We start from the raw sequence: 17,061 nt of genomic DNA, 5'->3' as shown, positions 1-17,061 counted from the left end.
TAAACTGGACCCATGAGCACCGATCACCTTGCCTCCGTGGCCGCCGCCGTGGCCGATTCCGCCCGGGCGGCCATTCTCCTGGCCCTCATGGATGGGCGTTCCCGCACCGCCAAGGAACTGGCCTATCTCGCCCGCGTCTCGGCCTCGACCACGAGCGGCCATCTGGCCAAGCTCACGGATCTGGGGCTCCTGGCCGTGACGCCGCTCGGCCGCAACCGCTATTTCCGCCTCGCCTCGCCGGAGGTCGGCCGCATGATCGAGGCCATGGCCAACGTGGCCGCCGATCTCCGTCCGCGCCGCGCCCGCGTGCCGGGCGATCCTGCGCTCCAGCTCGCGCGCACCTGCTACGACCATCTCGCCGGGCGCCTCGGCGTCGGCATGGCCGATGCGCTCCAGGACCGGGGCCATGTGGCCTTGAGCCCCGACGGCGGCGAGGTGACGCCGGACGGCCGGGCATTTTTCGCCTCCATCGGCGTCTCCCTCGAACGCGCAGGCCTGTCCAAGCGCATCTTCTGCAAGCCCTGCCTCGATTGGACGGAACGCCGGTCCCATCTCGCGGGAGTTGTGGGCGCGGCCTTGTGCCGCCACTGCCTCGACCACGGCTGGATCGAACGCCAGCGTGACAACCGGGCGCTGCGGATCACGCCCGAAGGACACAGGCAATTCGCGCGGTTGTTCGGGCTGCAGCTTGGGGACGACGCGGCCCGTTCGGCGGCTTGATCAACAGGCATCGTGCCAAGGAAGCGTTCTCGACCTCTCTCGACCTCATCCTGAGGAGGCCGTCAGGCCGTCTCGAAGGAGGGCTCCAGTTGGCACCGGCAGCACTCCGCTGGACCATCCTTCGAGACGCCCGCTTAAGCGGGCCCTCAGGATGAGGTCGAGACGAATGACTCCGCCATTCTCTCAGGATGAGACTGTGCGTCAGGTCTCCAAAGACGCCTAAACCCGCTCGCCCCGCGCCCGCTTGCGCGGCGTCAGGAACCCGCCCGACTGGCGCGCCCAGAGCCCTGCGTACAGGCCGCCGCGTTCCAGCAGGGCCGCGTGGGTACCCTCCTCGACGATGCGGCCCTCGTCCAGCACCACCAGCCGGTCCATGAGCTGCAGGGTGGAGAGCCGGTGGGCGATGACGATCGCGGTCTTGTCCTCCATGAGGAACGCCAGCGAGTCCTGGATCGCGGCCTCGACCTCGGAATCGAGGGCGGAGGTGGCCTCGTCGAGCACCAGGATCGGGGCGTCCTTCAGGATCACGCGCGCGATGGCGATGCGCTGGCGCTGGCCGCCCGAGAGCTTCACGCCGCGCTCGCCCACATGCGCCTCGTAATCGCGCCTCTCCTTGTTGTCGACGAGGCGGGCGATGAACGTCGCCGCGTGGGCCGCTGCGGCGGCCTCGCGCATGGCGTCGTCATCCGCCTCGGGACGTCCGTAGAGAATGTTCTCGGCGATGGAGCGATGAAGCAGGGAGGCGTCCTGCGTCACCACCGAAATCCCCGCGCGCAGGCTCTCCTCCGTCACGAATGCGATGTCCTGCCCGTCGATGAGGATGCGGCCCTCCTGCGGCTCGAAGAAGCGCAGGAGCAGGTTGACCAGGGTGGTCTTGCCAGCGCCCGAGCGGCCCACGAGACCGATCTTCTCGCCGGGCCGGACCGTCAGGCTCAGGTTGCGGATGACGGGCTCGCCGGACCCGTAGGCGAAGGACACGTTCTCGAACCGGATTTCGCCGCGCTGGCCCTGCAGGGCCGCGGCACCGGGCCGGTCCTGCAGGGTGAGCGGCCGCGAGATCGTCTTCATGCCCTCCTGCACCGTGCCCACATTCTCGAAGATGCCCATGACCTCGTAGGCGACCCAGCCTGACATGGACACGATCTGGGTGGCGAGGAGCAGGGCCGTCGTCATGGTGCCGGGATCGATGCGCCCGAGGCTGAAGAGCCACACGGCCATGCCGCCCGTGGCCACGAGAAACGCCGCGTTGAGGAACACCAGGCAGACCACGTAGAGGGTGTTGATCCGCTGCTGGCGCAGGAACATCGCGTTGAAGTGGCGGTAGCCGTCGCTGATATAGGCGTCCTCGTCGGCGCGGCGTCCGAAGAGCTTCACGGTCATGATGTTGGTGAAGCTGTCCACCACCTTGCCGGACACGGCGGAGCGCGCCTCGCTCGATTCGCGGGAACGCTTCTGGATGCGGGGCAGCGCGACCGCCAGAAGCGTTCCGTAGAGCACGAACCAGCCCGCCATGGGCAGCGCCAGGCGAATGTCCTGCGTGCCCATGAGGCCGATGGAGGCCGCCCCGAAGATCAGGATCTGCCACACCGCGCGGGCCACCGACAGGACGGTGTCGCGCAGGGGCCGCCCGGTCTGCATGACCCGGTTGGCGATGCGCCCGGCGAAATCCTCCTGGAAGAAGCTCAAGGGCTGGCGCACCACGTGCCAGTAGTTCTGCCAGTGCACCATGCTGGTGAAGGACACCGAGATCGAGTGGTTCACCAGCAGGCGAAAAAGGATCGTCGAGAGCGGCCGCAGCACCAGGATGATGGCCACCATGGCGATAAGCAGCGGGCCGGCATCCCGAAGGATGCCCTCCGGGCTCGTGCGCGACAGGGCGTTGACGAGGCGGCCGATGAGATAGGGCACGACGGCCTCGACCACCGCCAGCACGAAACCCAGCGCGAAGACCGCGATGAACAGGCCTTTCGCCTGACGGATGAAGTGCCAGTAGAAGCCCCACAGGTTGTCCGGCGGCGCGGATTGGGGCGGGCGCTTCGTGAAATCGATGCGGTTTTCGAAAAAGTGGAACATCGCAACAGGGGTATCCGGCCCGAAACGGCCGGGCCACCCCATCAAACTAGGGCGCCGGTCCCGGTCTCCCAGGAGCCTCCCCTCACCCCGCCGCGAAAAGGTCCTGTGGATCCGGGGCCTGCGGCTCCTCGAAGGCATTGGGGTCGCCGGGTCCGGTCTCCCAGCCGAGATCGGGGAGCGCGATGATCCGCAGGCCCCTGGTATCGTTGCGGGTCACCACGATGTTGCGGCTCTCCAGATAGGCCACGAGGCGCCGGGCCCGGCCCGGCGAGCGGCTGCCGCAGGCCCGCGCGATCTCGCCGTCCGGCGGACAGGGTGCGCCCTCCAGGGCGGCGCGGGCGAGGAGCAGGAACACGCCCTGGATGTCCTCGGACAAATCCGCCGCGAAGGTCATGGCCCGACCCCATTCCGAGCCCTCGGCGGTGGCGGTGTCGACGCCCGCGCGGGCGACGGCGAGGCGACGCCGGAACGCGGGCAGATTCGGGGGCTCGCCGGAGACCCGGCGGATGCGGCAGCGGACCAGGAAATCCTGGTACAGAACCGCCACGGTGCGGAAGGCGGCCTCGGGATCGTCCAGGATCTCGCGCAGGATCGTATCGAGCACGGCCTCGCGCTCGGCCTTGGATTCCTCCGTCATCTCCGGGGCGGGCTCGGGAGCGGCGGCCGGACGGGCGCGCACGAGCTGGGCCAGGAGATCATTGGTGCCGGGCGGCGGCGGGGCCACGGGGCGACGCGGGGCGGGAGCCGGGCGGGCGGGCTCGTCCTGGCCCGCCTTGAAGATGAGGTCGCGGGCATCCTCGGCGGGCTGCTCCGGGAGCGGCATCAGCTTGAAGGAGCCGCTGCGGGCCGAGGTCTCCACCGCGCCGATGCGCACCGGGACGGGCCGGCGGGACAGGGCCGGTCCGAGGGCCACGAAATGGCCCCGCTCCAGGTCGCGGAACATCTCGGCCTGGCGGCGCTCCATGCCGAGCAGATCCGCCGCGCGGGCCATGTCGATGTCCAGGAAGGTGCGGCCCATGAGAAAATTCGAGGCCTCGGCCGCCACGTTCTTGGCGAGCTTGGCGAGGCGCTGGGTCGCGATGATGCCGGCAAGGCCTCGCTTGCGGCCCCGACACATGAGGTTGGTCATGGCGCCGAGCGACACCTTACGGGCCTCGTCCGACACCTCGCCGGCGGCCGCGGGCGCGAAGAGCTGGGCCTCGTCCACCACCACCAGCATGGGGTACCAGAGGTCCCGGTCGGCATCGAAGAGGCCGCCGAGAAACGCCGCCGCGCAGCGCATCTGCTGCTCGGCATCGAGGCCTTCCAGGTTGAGCACCACCGAGACCCGGTGCTGGCGCACCCGGGCGGCGATGCGCTGGAGGTCGCCCTCGGTGCGGGAGGCGTCCACCACCACGTGGCCGAACTTGTCGCCTAAGGTGACAAAGTCGCCCTCCGGGTCCACCACGCATTGCTGAACCAGGGGCGCGCTCTGTTCCAGGAGGCGGCGCAGGAGGTGCGACTTGCCCGAGCCCGAATTGCCCTGGACGAGCAGGCGGGTGGCCAGGAGCTCCTCGAGGTCGAGCAGGGCCTGACCGCCGCCGGTGGAGATCGCCCCCATGTCGATTCCAGCCTTCATCCGCTCCCCGCGCGCTCCCTCGCTGCCTGCCCAGCTCTAACAGCACAGGTCCCCGGAAAGTGCCAGGGGCGGCCCGGTGCTCCACAGGCTTTCGGCCGGAAAACCGCACCCTCGGTCCCCAGGCAAGAAGCCGCAGGGCCCGCGTCCCCCGCCGGCCGTCCCGAGGCCCCGAACCCGCTGCCGGCCGGAAACCGATGGCCGCCCGGAACATTAACCCCCCGCGTCCCGCGATCGAGGTGAGCCCGCCGATGACCGTCCTCCCGTCTCCCGCCGCCCCGGTCCGGTTCGACGGGCTGGTCCATCCGGTCCAGGTTCAGGGCAATCCGGGCGTGCCGGCGGGGGACGCGGGGTCCGAGACCCGCCCACCCGCGCCCGGAGCCGACCACGCGGCGGGCGCGTTCGGCTATTTCGGCATGGCGGTCTCGATCCTGATCGTCCTGTTCGCGGTCGCGCTGCTGATCCGTAAAACGCAGCGCTCCAAATAGGAGCATTCACCGGGGAGAAGCGTCCCGGCGCTAGTCCGCGATGGCGGCCTCGGCGGCCTTGCGGGCGCTGCCCTTCAGGGGGAGTTCCTTCATGGCCGCCAGGAACAGGAAGGCCAGGAGGAAGCCGCAGGCCCCCGCCGCGAACACGAAGCGGAACACGTCCCCGAGATCGACGCCGCTCCGGGCCGCGGAGGCGCCGAGGGCCTCGAAGCTCGCGGCTCCGGTGGCGCCCGTCAGGCCGATCACGATGGATCCGAACAAGGCCACGATGATGGCGCCCCCCAGGGAGCGGAAGAAGTTCGCCGTGCCCGTTGCGGTGCCGAGTTCATGGAGCGACACCGCGTTCTGGATCGCCACCGTGGTGACCGGCAGGAGGGTGCCGAGTCCGACGCTGAGGACGAACAGCATCACTTCGACCGCCGCGAGAGGCAGGCCGTTGGCGAAGGCCGCCAGAAGGGCCGTGGTGGCGACCGCCACGACGAGCCCCCCCATCGGGATGCGCTTGTAGTGAGCGACCCGCGCCATGGCGCGCCCGGACAGGGTTGCGCCCGTGACCGTGCCGGCCCCGAGGGGGATGAGCGCCAGGCCCGATTCGCTCGCCGTCAGCCCCCGCACGGCCTCGAAATAGACCGGAAGGTAGATCGTCAGGCCGATATAGGTGCCCATGCCGAAGCAGGCCGACAGGGTGCCCATGCGCACCACCGGGTTGCGCAGCACGCCGGGCGGGATCAGCGGCTCGGACGCCAGGCTCATGCGGGCCGCAAAGACCGCCCACAGGACCGCCGACAGGCCCACGAGCCCGAGAATCGGGGCTGATCCCCACGGATAGCGCAGGCCGCCCCAGCTCAGGGCCAGCATGATCGACACCGTGGCGGCCACCAGCAGCACCGCGCCCAGGAGGTCGAGGCGGTGCGGACGGTCGTGGCGGGGCAGGCGCTTGAGGCCCTGCCAGGCGATCGCGAAGGCGACGAGGCCCAGCGGCAGGTTGATCCAGAAGATCATGGACCAGTGGAAATGCTCCGCGAAGAACCCGCCCAGGACGGGACCGGCGAGGCTCGAGGTCATGAACACGCTGGCGAAATAGACCTGGTACCGGCCCCGCTCCCGGGGGGCCACGATATCGGCCACGATGGTCTGGGCGAGCGCGATGAGCCCGCCGCCGCCGAGGCCCTGGAGCCCCCTGGCCAGGACGAGCACCAGCATGCTCGGCGCCAGCGCGCAGGCCACGGAGCCCAGGATGAAGATCGCGATCCCGATCAGCATGGTGACGCGGCGGCCGTGGGTGTCGCTGAACTTGCCGTAGAGAGGCGTCACCGCCGTGGCGGTGAGCAGGTACGACGTCACCACCCAGGGCAGATGCTCCAGGTCGCCCAGCTCCTTGCCGATGGTGGGCAGGGCCGTGGCGATGATGGTCTGGTCGAGGGCCGCCAGGAACATGGACAGCATGAGGCCCAGGATGATGGTGCGGATTTCCGCGTGGCTCATCACGGGGCGCAGGTCGTGGGGGTGGGGCTGATCCATCGCGGTCTTTCACCGGGCACGGTCATCGGCCGGATCGAGACCCATTTAGGTCAGGTTCCGGCCTTTGTCTCGGATCCCGCCTGCGGGGCAGATATGCACCGGCTGTGCGATGGGCGCGGGGCGTCTATCGGGCCGAGGTCGCCAGGATCTTGACCGCGAAGGCCGAGAACAGGCCCGCGAAGGTGAAGTCGATGCCGCGCATGATCCTGGGACGGTGGCGCAGGGCCGCGATGACCCGGTCGGCGCCCATGATCATCAGGGTGGCGAGCGGGATGCTGAGCGCCACGAAATAAAGGCCGAGGAAGACCAGCTTCTCGGGCGCGTACGGGTCTCCGGCCTGCACGAATTGCGGCAGGAAGGTCACGAAGAACAGGACGATCTTGGGGTTCGTGAGATTGATGCCGACGCCCAGCATGAACGTCTTCCAGAACGAGACCTCGGTTCTGGCCTGGTCCTTCAGGTTGAGGGCCGAGCCGTTGCGCACCGCGTCGAAGGCGAGCCAGAGCAGGTAGAGGGCGCCCACCACCTTGAGCACCGTGAAGGCCGTCGCCGAGGCAGCGAGCAGGGCCGAGAGGCCGAGGGCGGCCAGCAGGGTGTGAACGCAGCAGCCCGCCATGGCGCCCAGCATGGCGGCGATGCCGGCCTTGCGGCCGCCCGACATGGTCTTGGCCAGGAACAGGCTCATGTCCGGACCGGGCGTGATGAACAAAACCACGCAGGCGAGCGAGTAGGTCAGGAAGGTGGCCGTGTCGGGCAGGAAGTTCATGGCGCGTCTCCGGCGCGGTGTCGGCGGGCGATTCCTCAGTCCCGCGCGAGGCGGACCATGCCTCAAACGCGGCCGCGAGGCCAGACCAACTTGTTGAATGCCGGTCCTGCTCCATGTGGTGCGGGAGAAACACCATGCTATGGTGCCGCCTGCGTCGCGCCCCGAAGGCGGGCCACGGCGATTTCGACTTAAAGGGACAGACACCAATGATGCCTCAGATCGTGCCGGCACGAATCCGCGCCGCCCTCCTCGGAATGGCGCTCGCTTTCGGTCTCTCGGCCTGCGGCATCAACAATGTCCCCACCCTCCAGGAGCAGGCTAAATCCGCCTGGAGCGAGGTGCAGAACCAGTACCAGCGCCGGGCCGACCTCATCCCCAACCTCGTCGAGACCGTGAAGGGCTACGCCCAGCAGGAGCGCGAGGTGCTCACCCAGGTGACCGAGGCCCGCGCCAAGGCCTCCCAGATCAAGGTCGATGCCTCGACGGTGACGGACCCGGAGAAGTTCCGCCAGTTCCAGGAGGCGCAAGGGCAGCTCTCGGGAGCGCTCGGGCGCCTGCTCGCCACGGTCGAGCGATACCCGGACCTGAAGTCGAATTCCAACTTCCTGGCCCTGCAATCGCAGCTCGAGGGCACCGAGAACCGCATCGCGGTGGCCCGGCGCGACTACATCGAGACCGTGCGGGCCTACAACACCGAGATCCGCACCATTCCGGGCCGCTGGATCGCGGCCTTCATGTACCCGGACGCCAAGCCCATGGAGACCTTCTCGGCCACCGCCGGCTCCGATCGCCCCCCGGAAGTGAAGTTTTAAGGCGTGAAGCGATCGGATGAGACGGAGCGGCCATACTCACGGCCGTCATGGCCGTCCCCGGACTTGATCCGGGGATCAACCCGGCCACCCGCGTACTCAAATCGGACGTCTCGCGACGTGGACCCGTCGGCCTCCGGATCAAGTCCGGGGATGACGGCTGGGGGATATGAAGCGGCTCGCGCCCTCGCGGGACTGATCGTCGCCTGCCTATTCCTCCTCCTTCCCGTCGCGGCCTTCGCCCAATCCTTCCCGCCCCTCACGGGCCGCGTGGTGGACGCCGCCAACCTGCTCCAACCCGGCCAGCGCCAGAGCCTCGAGGCGAAGCTCATGGCCTACGAGGACAAGACGTCGGACCAGGTGGTGGTCGCCACGGTCCCGTCCCTCGGCGGCACGTCGGTCGAGGATTATGCCAACCGGCTCTTCCGGGCCTGGAAGCTCGGACAGGCTAAAACCGACAACGGTGTGCTGCTGCTGGTGGCTCCCACCGACCGGAAGGTGCGCATCGAGGTCGGCTACGGCCTCGAGGGCGCCCTGACCGACGCTCTCTCCAAGGTGATCATCACCACGGCGATCGCGCCGCAGTTCCAGAAGGGCAACTTCTTCGGGGGCATCGATGCGGGCGTGGACGCCATCCTGTCGATCCTCACGGGCGACGCGGAGCAGTGGCAGCGCCGGGCGCAGGTGCGGGAGGATACGGGCGATCCGGCCGAGATGGTCTTCGCCTTCCTGTTCATCGCCATCATCGTGTTCATCATGTTCCGGTCCGCTCTCGGCAACAGAGGGCTCGCGCCGGTGCCGGGACGCTCCGGCGGGCCCTGGATCGGACCCATGGGAGGCGGATTCCCGGGGGGATTCCCCCGGGGCGGCGGCTTCGGCGGGTCGGGCGGGCGCTCCGGCGGCTTCTCGGGCGGGGGCGGCTCGTCCGGCGGCGGCGGCGCCTCGGGGAGCTGGTAGATGATTTCACCCGAGGACAGGCACCGCCTCGCCCACGCGATCCGCGACGCGGAAGCCACGACGGCGGGCGAGATCGTCGTGGTGGTGGCCGAGGCCGCGAGCCGCTACCGCTCGATCCCGGCCCTGTGGGCGCTGGTCCTGGCCCTCCTGACCCCCTGGCCGCTCATCGCCTTCACGGAGCTGGGGCCGACCCGGATCTTCCTGGCCCAGCTCGCGGTCGCCCTGGCGGCCAGCCTGGCGACGACCTGGCCCCGCCTCCACGCCGCCCTGGTTCCAGGCTTCGTCATGCGGGCCCGGGCGCACGAGGCGGCGCTTCGCGAGTTCAACGGACGCGGCCTGACCCGCACCCGGGGCCGAACCGGGGTGCTGATCTACGTGGCGGCGCTCGAGCACCACGCCGAGATCCTGGCCGATATCGGCGTCGCGGACCGGGCCGGCCAGGCGGTCTGGACCGAGATCATCGCGGACCTGACCGCCGCCCTGCGCGAGGGGCGCGCGGCCGACGGCCTGATCCGGGCCGTGCACAGGGCGGGCGCGATCCTGGCCGAACACGCGCCGCCGGGCTTCGACGACGAGGACGAGCTGCCCAACAAGGTGATCGTGATCGAGGCGTGAGGTGAAGGATCAGATTCCGAAGAACAGGATGTCGAGCGCTCGCTTGATCCTGTCCTGGTCGTCCGCAAGCGATCCGATCCGCTGATGCAATTCCCGCGACGGGACAGCAGCCATCTCGGGGAGAACAACGATGAATTCATTGCCGTTGACCGTCACGGCTGGCGTCAGGCCTGTGATCGCTTCCATGTCCGCTCTCGGGATCAAAGGTGCTACGATCCGTGTCGCAAGTCGGTCGAGAAGACCGGCCTGCAGATCGACGACCGCCCCACCCGACCGGCCGACACCCGTGTAGAGATCGAACTGAGCCATCAAAAGCGACGATAAGCATCGAGGATCAACCCATCGCGTTCGATACGCTCGTTATAGGCCTCGATGGCAGCTTTATTCTCGTTGAGCCAGCGTGCCCGCCGAGCTTCCGCCACCGATTGGGCCAAGCCGCTCTCACAGGCTTGGGACACGTTGACTTGGAGCGCCTTGGCCTCCGCGACTAAGCCAAGCGGAAGAGTCACGTTCGTGGGACGTCTGATCCGACTATCCACGACTTTCGGTTTGGATTTTGGCATGAGCATCCGCCCTCGATGACCGATGCGCATCATATATGCGCATGTCGGATCATGCAAAGGGATGACCGATCCGCCCTAGAGCCCCGGCCCCTTGGTGGCCCCCAGGATGGCGCCGGGCCGGGTGCCGTCGGCGGTCTGGAGCAGCACCACGTAGCTGTCCGCATCCTTGCGGGCGAGCGAGACCGGCACCTTGTACTGGGCTGTGCCGCCGTTCCATTCGCCGACCCGGTTCATGGCCCGCACCACGTTCACATAGGTGATGGCGCGGCCGCGATTCTCGCCACGGTTGATGGACACCATGTGGGAGCGCAGCACCGGCAGCACCCAGACGTCGGCCTTCTGAGGCGTCACCGACTCGGCGGCCTCGTTCACGCTGACCGTGATCGTGCCGTCCGTCTCGGTCGCGGCGACGTTGACGGGCAGGGCCGCGAGGCCCGCCGTGGCGGTGCGGATGGAATCCTCGATCCGGGCCCGGTCGGAGCCGACGCAGGACTGGCTGCCGTTCACGATCATCTGAGGGGTGTAGACCTGCCAGTCGCTGCGTACCTTGGCGTACCCTTTCTGGCGCGCCGTGAAGGCACCCTGGGCCAGGGTGTCCTTCCAGCCGAGATAATCCCAGTAATCCACCGGGAACGACAGGGCAATCATGCCGGGCTGCCGCGACAGCTCCGCCAGGACGGCGTCCGCGGGCGGGCAGGACGAGCACCCCTGCGAGGTGAAAAGCTCGACCACCGCGCGGGTGGATTCCGCCGAGGCATGCGAAGTCAGAGCGGGCTGTGCCAGGAGGACAGCCCCGAGGGCGAGCCAAACTTTCATGCTTGAAACCTTGACGCCATGGGCCACGAAATCAAGCCTGCCAGCACTCACGTTACGTTGAGGGTGCGGCGGGAGCGGGCTTCACGCGCCAGCGGCGATGCATCCACAGCCATTGCTCGGGGGTGTCGCGCACCCAGGATTCCACCACCGACGTCATGGCCTGCATGGCGCCCTGCACGTTGACCTGCCCGTCGGAGTCGCGAGGCAGGTCGAGGGGCGGCGTCAGCTGCAGGCGGAAGCGGTGGCCCGGCAGGCGGATGACCCGCACGCCGTGGACCGGGCAGTCGAAGCGGCGGGCGAACTTGCCGAGGATCGGGTTCACCAGGGCGGGGCGGCCCATGAAGTCCACGATCACGCCGCGGGTGAAATGCTGGTCGATGAGCATGCCGAGATGGCCGCCCTTTTCCAGCGCGCCCTGCATGGCGAAGGCCGCGCCCTGGCGCGCGGCTTCCAACCCGCCCATGGTCTCGCTGCGGATCTCGTGCAGCACGCGGGCGATGGCCGGGTCGTTGGGGGCGCGGAACACCGCCGTGGCGTCGAGCCCGAACCGGGCCGCGCAGATGGCGGGAAGCTCCCAATTGGCCAGATGCGACGAGAAGATGATGCCGGGCTTGTGATCGTCACGAAGCGCCAGGAAGTGATCGATCCCGTCCACCTCGGTGCGGCCGGGGACAGGGCTGTCCGGGTCGAAGTCGAACAGCCGCGACAGGTGAGGATACTCGCCGCCCGTGCGCCCGAGATTGTCCCAGGCGCCCCGCGCGATGGCTTTCACCTCCGCATCAGGCTTGTTCGGATAGACCGCCCGGATGTTGTTGAGCGCGGTCTTGTGTGCGGGCAGGAATGGCCCGACCGTGCGGGCCAGCGCCGCGCCGAGATTCGCCGAGCGCTCCGGCCCGATGAACCGCGCGAAGCCGAACACGCCCCGCACGAGCCCGACCATCGCGGCCTCGAGGATCCGCGAGCCGAGGCCGCGGGAGCGCTTATGGGGAGGACCGAACACGCGCGCCGCCCCTAGAACGTGACCACGACCTTGCCGAAGACCTTGCGGCCTTCCAGCCGCTCCAGGCCTTTTTGGAATTCATCGAGGGGGAAGACCGCGTCGATCACGGGCGTCATGCCGCCCGCCATCTTGTCCAGCGACTGCGCGATGTTCTCGATGCGGCACCCGAAGGAGCCGAAGATCCGGTATTGCTGCTGGAAGAGCTGCATCAGGTTCATGGTGGTGGACACGCCCGACGTGGACCCGCAGGTGACGAGCCGTCCGCCGCGCTTGAGGCAGAGCAGCGAGCCGTTCCAGGTCTCGGCGCCCACATGCTCGAACACCACGTCGACGCCCTTGCGCTTGGTGAGCCGCCGCACCTCGCCCTCGAAGCGCTCGGTGCGGTAGTTGACCACGTGATCGGCGCCCAGGGCCTTTGCCTTCTCGCCCTTCTCGTCGTCGCCCACCGTGGTGTAGACCTCGCAACCGATGGCCTTGGCCATCTTGATCGCCGCCGTGCCGATGCCCGATCCGCCCGCATGGACGAGGATCGACTCGCCCGGCTCCAGCTTCGCGTTGTCGAACAGCATGTGCTGCACCGTGCCGAAGCCGATGGGCGCGCAGGCGGCCTCCTCGAAGGATACGCCCTCCGGCACTGGGATCACCAGGCGCTCGGGCCGGTTGACGAGCTCGCGGGCAAAGCCGTCGATGTGGAAGCCCATGATGCCGGCGACGTTCTCGCAGAGATTGTCGCGTCCCTCCCGGCAGGCCTTGCAATGGCCGCAGGTCTCGGCCCCGTACATGGTCACCGGATCGCCCGCCTTGAACCGGGTCACGCCCGCGCCCACCGCCGCGATCTCGCCCGACGCCTCCACGCCCACGGCCTGGGGCATCTTGCGCTTGGCGAAGGCCATGCCGCGAAAGCCCCAGACGTCGAGATAGTTCAGCGCCAGGGCGCGCACGCGCACCTGCACCTCGCCCGGACCCGGCGGCGGGGGAGGATCCATCTCGGTGATGCGAAGGTCACGGTCGCCGAAAAGCTGAAGGGAACGCATGAAAAGGTCCGGTTGGGCCGGGCCGTCCGGCCGGGCTCAGGAATGTGCTGGCGGCTTAAAGGGCCGGACCGCCGATGACAAGTTTTTGTGAAGACCCGGCCCACACACCCCGTTCACCGCCCTGATCTCGACAGGACAGGGGTGTGGCCGGGGCCTGCCGTTCGGTCATCAGCGAGTGCAGGCCTGACACGGTGCAGGGCGCCGTCCCAGGCGTGGCGCGCGCACGGGCCCGTCCGGCGAAGGCCTGTGAAAACGGTCGCGCGACCGCATCAGGCCGCGCGGGGCGCCTGAATCTCCGACAGGACGGCGTAGAGCGCGTCGGCGTCCCGGGTGGCGCGGACGCGCTCGACGAGGCCGGGTTCGCGCAGGACCCGGGCCACGCGGGCGAGCGCCTTCAGGTGATCGGCGCCGGCGCCTTCGGGGGCGAGCAGCAGGAAGAGGATGTCCACGGGCTGGCTGTCGAGGGCCTCGAAATCGACGGGCTTCTCGAGCCGGGCCGCAAGTCCGACGATGCGGGTGAGGCCAGGCAGCTTGCCGTGCGGAATGGCGATGCCGTCGCCGATGCCCGTGGAGCCGAGGCGCTCCCGCTGCAGCAGGGCCTCGAAGATGCTCCTGGCGTCCAGGCCCGTGAGGGCCGCGGCATGGGAGGCCAGTTCCTGGAGGGCTTGCTTCTTGCCCGAGACTTTCAGGGCAGGAAGAACGGCTTTGGGGTCAAGGAAGTCAAGCAAAGGCATCGATGGAGCTACATGGGTTGTGAAGCCGATATGGCCTCGCGCCTTTTCAAGCAAGTCTTGGGCCAAATCGCCCGGTCCAAGCCGCGGTTCCAGGGCCTCGCCGAATCGTCATCCGAATCGCGCGGGCTCGGGCTCCGCAACCTCGGGCCTTATAGCCGGAAATTGTGGCCGCGTACTGCTCGCCCGGCCCTATATCATCAGACTTAAGATTGGCCCAGCGGCGGATCGACCCAGCCGATGGCGCCGTCGCTGCGGCGGTAGACGACGTTCACCCGCCCGGAGCCCGCATGAATGAACACGAGGGCGGGCGCACCCGTCATGTCGAGTTCCTGCACGGCGTCGCTCACGGCGAATCGATGCAGGGCCTTGGTGGTCTCCGCGATGATCGCCGGGTGGTAGCCTTCCTCTTCCACGGCCTCGTCGGTGGGGGCCTCGAAAACCGAATACGGGATTTCCACGCCCTGGCCGCGCCCGTTGGGCGAGGGCTGGTGGTCCTTGAGGCGATGCTTGTAGCGCCGCAGGCGCCGCTCGATGCGCTCCGCCGTCTGGTCGAAGCTCGCATAGGCGTCCTGGGCGGCCGCGGAGGCCTCCAGCGTCATGCCGGAGGTCAGGTGGACGACGCAGTCGGTCTTGAAGCCGGTCCCGTCCTTCGTGACCGTGACGTGCCCCGAATAGCTGCCGTCGAAATACTTGGCGAGGGCGCCCTTGAGGCGCTGCTGGACCTGGTCCCGCAGGTTCTCGCCGATATCGAGGTTCTTTCCGGACACCCGTAACGTCATCGTTTCCTCCTGCTGGGACCGGGGCTGATCCGCCGGTCCGACGAACAGATGATGCGTCTTCCGGTCGTCATTGCAAGTCTTGACGGCCTCATCGAGTTGCTGGTCAAATCAAACGCCTGCGCTCCTGACTCGGTTCATGACCCACCCTACGCCCGCTTGGCGCGCCGCCGGTCGGCGGATGACGGAATTCGCAGCGATTCCCGGTATTTGGCGATGGTGCGGCGCGCGATGTCGACGCCTTCATGCTTCAATTTTTGGGCAATTGCATCGTCCGACAGCACGGCGTCGGCGGCCTCCGCGTCCACGAGCTGCCGGATGCGGTGGCGCACCGCTTCCGATGCGTGAGCCTCTCCGCCCGTCGCGCCCGCGATGGCGGCGGAGAAGAAATATTTCATCTCGAAAGGACCCCGGCTCGTCCCGAAGGCCTTGTTGGCGGTCACGCGGGAGACCGTCGATTCATGCATGCCGATGGCGTCCGCCACGGTCTTGAGGGTGAGCGGGCGCAGGTGCGAGACGCCGTGGCGGAAGAACCCGTCCTGGTGCCGCACGATCTCGCCTGCCACCTTCAGGATCGTCCGGGCGCGCTGATCCAGGCTGCGCTTGAGCCAATTGGCGCTCTGCAGGCACTCGCTCAGGAACGCCCGATCCTCGTCGCTGCGGGCGGCGCGCGACAGGCGCAGGTAATAGGTCTGGTCGACCAGCACCCGCGGCAGGGTCTCGGGGTTGAGCTCGATCACCCACGTGCCGTCGGGGGCCGCGCGCACGAGCACGTCGGGCACTAGGAATTGCGGCGAAGCGGACCCGAAGGCCAAGCCCGGCTTCGGGTCCAGGCTCCGGATCTCGGCCAGCATGTCGGCGAGATCCTCGTCGTCGACCCCGCACAGGCGGCGAAGCGCGCCCAGGTCGCGCTTCGCCACGAGATCGAGGCGGGTCAGCAGCGCCTCCATGCAGGGGTCGAAGCGGTTGCGGTCCTTCAATTGGAGGCCAAGGCATTCCGCGAGGGTGCGGGCCCCGACGCCCGGCGGGTCGAAGCCCTGGACCAGGGCGAGGGCCCGTTCGATCCGGGCCTCGGGGACCCCCAGGCGGGAAGCGATCTCGGAGATTGTTTCGACGAGGTAGCCGGTCTCGTCCAGGCTGTGGATGACGTGCTGGGCGATGAGCCGGTCCGGTCCCTCGCCGCCACAGAGGTCCAGCTGTCGCTCCAGGTGTTCCGCGAGCCCGATCGGCGCCGCGACCGCGGTTGCGAAATCCCCGCCCTGGGATGGGTCGCCGGATCCGGCACGGCCGGAGCCCGATTGCAGCCCCCCTCGCCCGAGGCTCAAGGACGTGGGCGGCAAGGCGTCCGACGGCTCGAACGGGTGCTGTTCCGGGGGTTGCGGCGCCTCGCTGTCCCGTTGCGCTCCTGCGCCGGGCTCGCCGCCCCATTCGAGGTCGGATCCGCCCGTCCGGCCGTCCGGAGCGCCCGAGCCGGTATCGGGACCGGGTTCGGGATGCGCCAGGAGGGGATTGCGCTCGCATTCGGCCCCGACATAGCTTGCGAGATCGAGATGCGAGAGTTGGAGCAGCTTGATGGCCTGCAGAAGCTGCGGGGTCATGACCAGGGTCTGGCCCTGGCGAAGCTCCAACCGTTGCATCGAGCCCATGCGGCATCCTGAGGGGATCGGCATGATTCTTGCATGCCTGCCGTGCTTGTCTACAGCGCCGTTCCCGCGGCGTCAAAACACTCTTGCGGCTGGCGAGCGACCCGCCCAGGGGATCAGAGCCGGAAATCCTCGCCCAGATACAGCCGCCGCACGTCTTCGTTGGCGATGATGGCGTCGGGATGGCCTTCCGTGAGCACCCGGCCCGAATGGATGATGTAGGCCCGGTCGATCAGCCCGAGCGTCTCGCGCACGTTGTGGTCCGTGATGAGCACCCCGATGCCGCGCCGGGTCAGGTGTCGCACGAGGTTCTGGATGTCGCCCACCGCAATGGGGTCGATGCCCGCGAAAGGCTCGTCGAGGAGCATGAAGGTCGGCTCGCCCGCGAGCGCCCGGGCGATCTCGCAGCGCCTGCGCTCGCCGCCCGAGAGCGCGATGGAGGGCGCCTTGCGCAGGCGGGTGATGTTGAACTCGTCCAGCAGGGCGTCGAGCTTGCGGTCGCGCTCCTTGCGGCTCGGCTCCACGACCTCCAGCACCGCCCGGATGTTGTCCTCCACGGACAGGCCGCGAAAGATCGAGGCCTCCTGGGGCAGGTAGCCGATGCCCAGTCGCGCCCGGCGGTACATGGGCAGGTTGGTGACGTCGTGCCCGTCCAGGCTGATCTCGCCCAGATCCGCCGAGACGAGGCCCGTGATCATGTAGAAGATCGTGGTCTTGCCGGCGCCGTTGGGGCCGAGCAGGCCCACGGCCTCGCCGGCCCTGACGTTCAGGGCCGCCTCGTGCACCACGGTGCGGCCGCGATAGCTCTTCTGGAGGCCGCGCACGGCGAGGATTCCAGGGCCGCCGAACACGGCCTGGGGGTGCATGCGCCGGACATCCGGCTCGGACGCACGGCCCACGGACGGCATCGCGACGGGTGCGTCGGAGACCC

The 17,061-nt window shown here is 68.7% G+C and carries 18 protein-coding genes; 5 read left to right on the top strand and 13 right to left on the bottom strand.

The window, feature by feature from the left end:
- Window positions 1-12 precede the first annotated feature (12 nt).
- Window positions 13-720 carry an ArsR/SmtB family transcription factor gene (locus ILT42_RS08675; protein ID WP_204215034.1) on the top strand — a complete coding sequence of 236 codons (708 nt, stop codon included), beginning with the start codon at window positions 13-15 and terminating at the stop codon, window positions 718-720.
- Window positions 721-939: 219 nt separating this feature from the next.
- Here ILT42_RS08675 and ILT42_RS08670 read toward each other — a convergent pair whose 3' ends face one another.
- Both ILT42_RS08670 and ILT42_RS08665 read right to left on the bottom strand, forming a co-directional pair.
- Window positions 940-2,793, bottom strand: coding sequence for an ABC transporter ATP-binding protein (locus tag ILT42_RS08670; RefSeq protein WP_204215033.1), 1,854 nt, complete (start codon window positions 2,791-2,793; stop codon window positions 940-942).
- 82 nt (window positions 2,794-2,875) lie between these two features.
- Window positions 2,876-4,411: a helicase HerA domain-containing protein gene (locus ILT42_RS08665; protein ID WP_204215032.1), complete on the bottom strand. Its 1,536-nt coding sequence runs from the start codon at window positions 4,409-4,411 to the stop codon at window positions 2,876-2,878.
- A 248-nt stretch (window positions 4,412-4,659) separates the two neighbouring features.
- Here ILT42_RS08665 and ILT42_RS08660 point away from each other — a divergent pair, with 248 nt between their 5' ends.
- Complete coding sequence (locus ILT42_RS08660) at window positions 4,660-4,896, top strand: hypothetical protein (protein WP_204215031.1); 237 nt, start codon at window positions 4,660-4,662, stop codon at window positions 4,894-4,896.
- A 30-nt stretch (window positions 4,897-4,926) separates the two neighbouring features.
- On the opposite strand, the gene ILT42_RS08655 is transcribed toward ILT42_RS08660, so the two are convergent.
- On the bottom strand, window positions 4,927-6,417 hold the full coding sequence (locus ILT42_RS08655) for an MDR family MFS transporter (RefSeq protein WP_204215030.1): 1,491 nt from the start codon (window positions 6,415-6,417) through the stop codon (window positions 4,927-4,929).
- A 124-nt stretch (window positions 6,418-6,541) separates the two neighbouring features.
- On the bottom strand, window positions 6,542-7,183 hold the full coding sequence (locus ILT42_RS08650) for a LysE family translocator (RefSeq protein WP_204215029.1): 642 nt from the start codon (window positions 7,181-7,183) through the stop codon (window positions 6,542-6,544).
- 209 nt (window positions 7,184-7,392) lie between these two features.
- Between ILT42_RS08650 and ILT42_RS08645 the strand changes: the two genes are divergently transcribed.
- The 3 genes from ILT42_RS08645 to ILT42_RS08635 all read left to right on the top strand — a co-directional run bounded on the left by ILT42_RS08645 (window position 7,393) and on the right by ILT42_RS08635 (window position 9,564).
- On the top strand, window positions 7,393-7,995 hold the full coding sequence (locus ILT42_RS08645; RefSeq protein ID WP_407664542.1) for a LemA family protein: 603 nt from the start codon (window positions 7,393-7,395) through the stop codon (window positions 7,993-7,995).
- 150 nt (window positions 7,996-8,145) lie between these two features.
- Window positions 8,146-8,949, top strand: a complete 804-nt coding sequence (locus ILT42_RS08640) for a TPM domain-containing protein (protein WP_204215028.1) — start codon at window positions 8,146-8,148, stop codon at window positions 8,947-8,949.
- A complete protein-coding gene (locus tag ILT42_RS08635) occupies window positions 8,950-9,564 on the top strand; it encodes a TPM domain-containing protein (RefSeq protein WP_204215027.1) in 615 nt (204 codons plus the stop codon). It abuts the gene before it with no gap.
- Window positions 9,565-9,573: 9 nt separating this feature from the next.
- Here the strand turns inward: ILT42_RS08635 and ILT42_RS08630 are convergent, their stop codons facing one another.
- The 9 genes from ILT42_RS08630 to lptB all read right to left on the bottom strand — a co-directional run bounded on the left by ILT42_RS08630 (window position 9,574) and on the right by lptB (window position 17,038).
- Entirely contained in the window at window positions 9,574-9,873 is a 300-nt protein-coding gene (locus tag ILT42_RS08630) for a CcdB family protein (RefSeq protein WP_204215026.1), read from the bottom strand.
- Complete coding sequence (locus ILT42_RS08625) at window positions 9,873-10,127, bottom strand: type II toxin-antitoxin system CcdA family antitoxin (RefSeq protein WP_229428548.1); 255 nt, start codon at window positions 10,125-10,127, stop codon at window positions 9,873-9,875. The genes ILT42_RS08630 and ILT42_RS08625 overlap by 1 nt, the downstream gene beginning before the upstream one ends.
- A gap of 75 nt (window positions 10,128-10,202) precedes the next feature.
- Complete coding sequence (locus ILT42_RS08620) at window positions 10,203-10,943, bottom strand: DUF1223 domain-containing protein (RefSeq protein ID WP_204215024.1); 741 nt, start codon at window positions 10,941-10,943, stop codon at window positions 10,203-10,205.
- A gap of 52 nt (window positions 10,944-10,995) precedes the next feature.
- Window positions 10,996-11,943 carry a lipid A biosynthesis lauroyl acyltransferase gene (locus ILT42_RS08615; RefSeq protein ID WP_204215023.1) on the bottom strand — a complete coding sequence of 316 codons (948 nt, stop codon included), beginning with the start codon at window positions 11,941-11,943 and terminating at the stop codon, window positions 10,996-10,998.
- Window positions 11,944-11,954: 11 nt separating this feature from the next.
- A complete protein-coding gene (locus tag ILT42_RS08610; protein WP_204215022.1) occupies window positions 11,955-12,977 on the bottom strand; it encodes a zinc-binding dehydrogenase in 1,023 nt (340 codons plus the stop codon).
- Window positions 12,978-13,246: 269 nt separating this feature from the next.
- The gene (gene ptsN / locus ILT42_RS08605) at window positions 13,247-13,711 is read right to left on the bottom strand and encodes a PTS IIA-like nitrogen regulatory protein PtsN (protein ID WP_204215021.1); all 465 of its coding nucleotides are present in this window, start codon (window positions 13,709-13,711) and stop codon (window positions 13,247-13,249) included.
- Between the two features lie 203 nt (window positions 13,712-13,914).
- Window positions 13,915-14,490, bottom strand: a complete 576-nt coding sequence (gene hpf / locus ILT42_RS08600) for a ribosome hibernation-promoting factor, HPF/YfiA family (RefSeq protein WP_204215020.1) — start codon at window positions 14,488-14,490, stop codon at window positions 13,915-13,917.
- Between the two features lie 146 nt (window positions 14,491-14,636).
- The gene (gene rpoN / locus ILT42_RS08595) at window positions 14,637-16,133 is read right to left on the bottom strand and encodes an RNA polymerase factor sigma-54 (protein ID WP_204215019.1); all 1,497 of its coding nucleotides are present in this window, start codon (window positions 16,131-16,133) and stop codon (window positions 14,637-14,639) included.
- A gap of 113 nt (window positions 16,134-16,246) precedes the next feature.
- Window positions 16,247-17,038: an LPS export ABC transporter ATP-binding protein gene (gene lptB, locus ILT42_RS08590; RefSeq protein ID WP_229428546.1), complete on the bottom strand. Its 792-nt coding sequence runs from the start codon at window positions 17,036-17,038 to the stop codon at window positions 16,247-16,249.
- Window positions 17,039-17,061: the final 23 nt, after the last annotated feature.

It is taken from the genome of Microvirga pudoricolor (genome assembly GCF_016892705.1).
Classification (GTDB): Bacteria; Pseudomonadota; Alphaproteobacteria; order Rhizobiales; family Beijerinckiaceae; genus Microvirga; species Microvirga pudoricolor.
This window is presented reverse-complemented; position numbering and strand designations above follow the sequence as displayed.

What these genes read in the sequence shown, in the direction of transcription:
- ILT42_RS08625 (WP_229428548.1), bottom strand. Translation starts at nt 10,127, where the DNA reads ATGCCAAAATCCAAACCGAAAGTCGTGGATAGTCGGATCAGACGTCCC.
- hpf (WP_204215020.1), bottom strand. Translation starts at nt 14,490, where the DNA reads ATGACGTTACGGGTGTCCGGAAAGAACCTCGATATCGGCGAGAACCTG.
- ILT42_RS08665 (WP_204215032.1), bottom strand. Translation starts at nt 4,411, where the DNA reads ATGAAGGCTGGAATCGACATGGGGGCGATCTCCACCGGCGGCGGTCAG.
- ILT42_RS08635 (WP_204215027.1), top strand. Translation starts at nt 8,950, where the DNA reads ATGATTTCACCCGAGGACAGGCACCGCCTCGCCCACGCGATCCGCGAC.
- ILT42_RS08640 (WP_204215028.1), top strand. Translation starts at nt 8,146, where the DNA reads ATGACGGCTGGGGGATATGAAGCGGCTCGCGCCCTCGCGGGACTGATC.
- ILT42_RS08620 (WP_204215024.1), bottom strand. Translation starts at nt 10,943, where the DNA reads ATGAAAGTTTGGCTCGCCCTCGGGGCTGTCCTCCTGGCACAGCCCGCT.
- ILT42_RS08670 (WP_204215033.1), bottom strand. Translation starts at nt 2,793, where the DNA reads ATGTTCCACTTTTTCGAAAACCGCATCGATTTCACGAAGCGCCCGCCC.
- ILT42_RS08610 (WP_204215022.1), bottom strand. Translation starts at nt 12,977, where the DNA reads ATGCGTTCCCTTCAGCTTTTCGGCGACCGTGACCTTCGCATCACCGAG.
- ILT42_RS08630 (WP_204215026.1), bottom strand. Translation starts at nt 9,873, where the DNA reads ATGGCTCAGTTCGATCTCTACACGGGTGTCGGCCGGTCGGGTGGGGCG.
- rpoN (WP_204215019.1), bottom strand. Translation starts at nt 16,133, where the DNA reads ATGGGCTCGATGCAACGGTTGGAGCTTCGCCAGGGCCAGACCCTGGTC.
- ptsN (WP_204215021.1), bottom strand. Translation starts at nt 13,711, where the DNA reads ATGCCTTTGCTTGACTTCCTTGACCCCAAAGCCGTTCTTCCTGCCCTG.
- ILT42_RS08675 (WP_204215034.1), top strand. Translation starts at nt 13, where the DNA reads ATGAGCACCGATCACCTTGCCTCCGTGGCCGCCGCCGTGGCCGATTCC.
- ILT42_RS08645 (WP_407664542.1), top strand. Translation starts at nt 7,393, where the DNA reads ATGCCTCAGATCGTGCCGGCACGAATCCGCGCCGCCCTCCTCGGAATG.
- ILT42_RS08655 (WP_204215030.1), bottom strand. Translation starts at nt 6,417, where the DNA reads ATGGATCAGCCCCACCCCCACGACCTGCGCCCCGTGATGAGCCACGCG.
- ILT42_RS08660 (WP_204215031.1), top strand. Translation starts at nt 4,660, where the DNA reads ATGACCGTCCTCCCGTCTCCCGCCGCCCCGGTCCGGTTCGACGGGCTG.
- lptB (WP_229428546.1), bottom strand. Translation starts at nt 17,038, where the DNA reads ATGCCGTCCGTGGGCCGTGCGTCCGAGCCGGATGTCCGGCGCATGCAC.
- ILT42_RS08650 (WP_204215029.1), bottom strand. Translation starts at nt 7,183, where the DNA reads ATGAACTTCCTGCCCGACACGGCCACCTTCCTGACCTACTCGCTCGCC.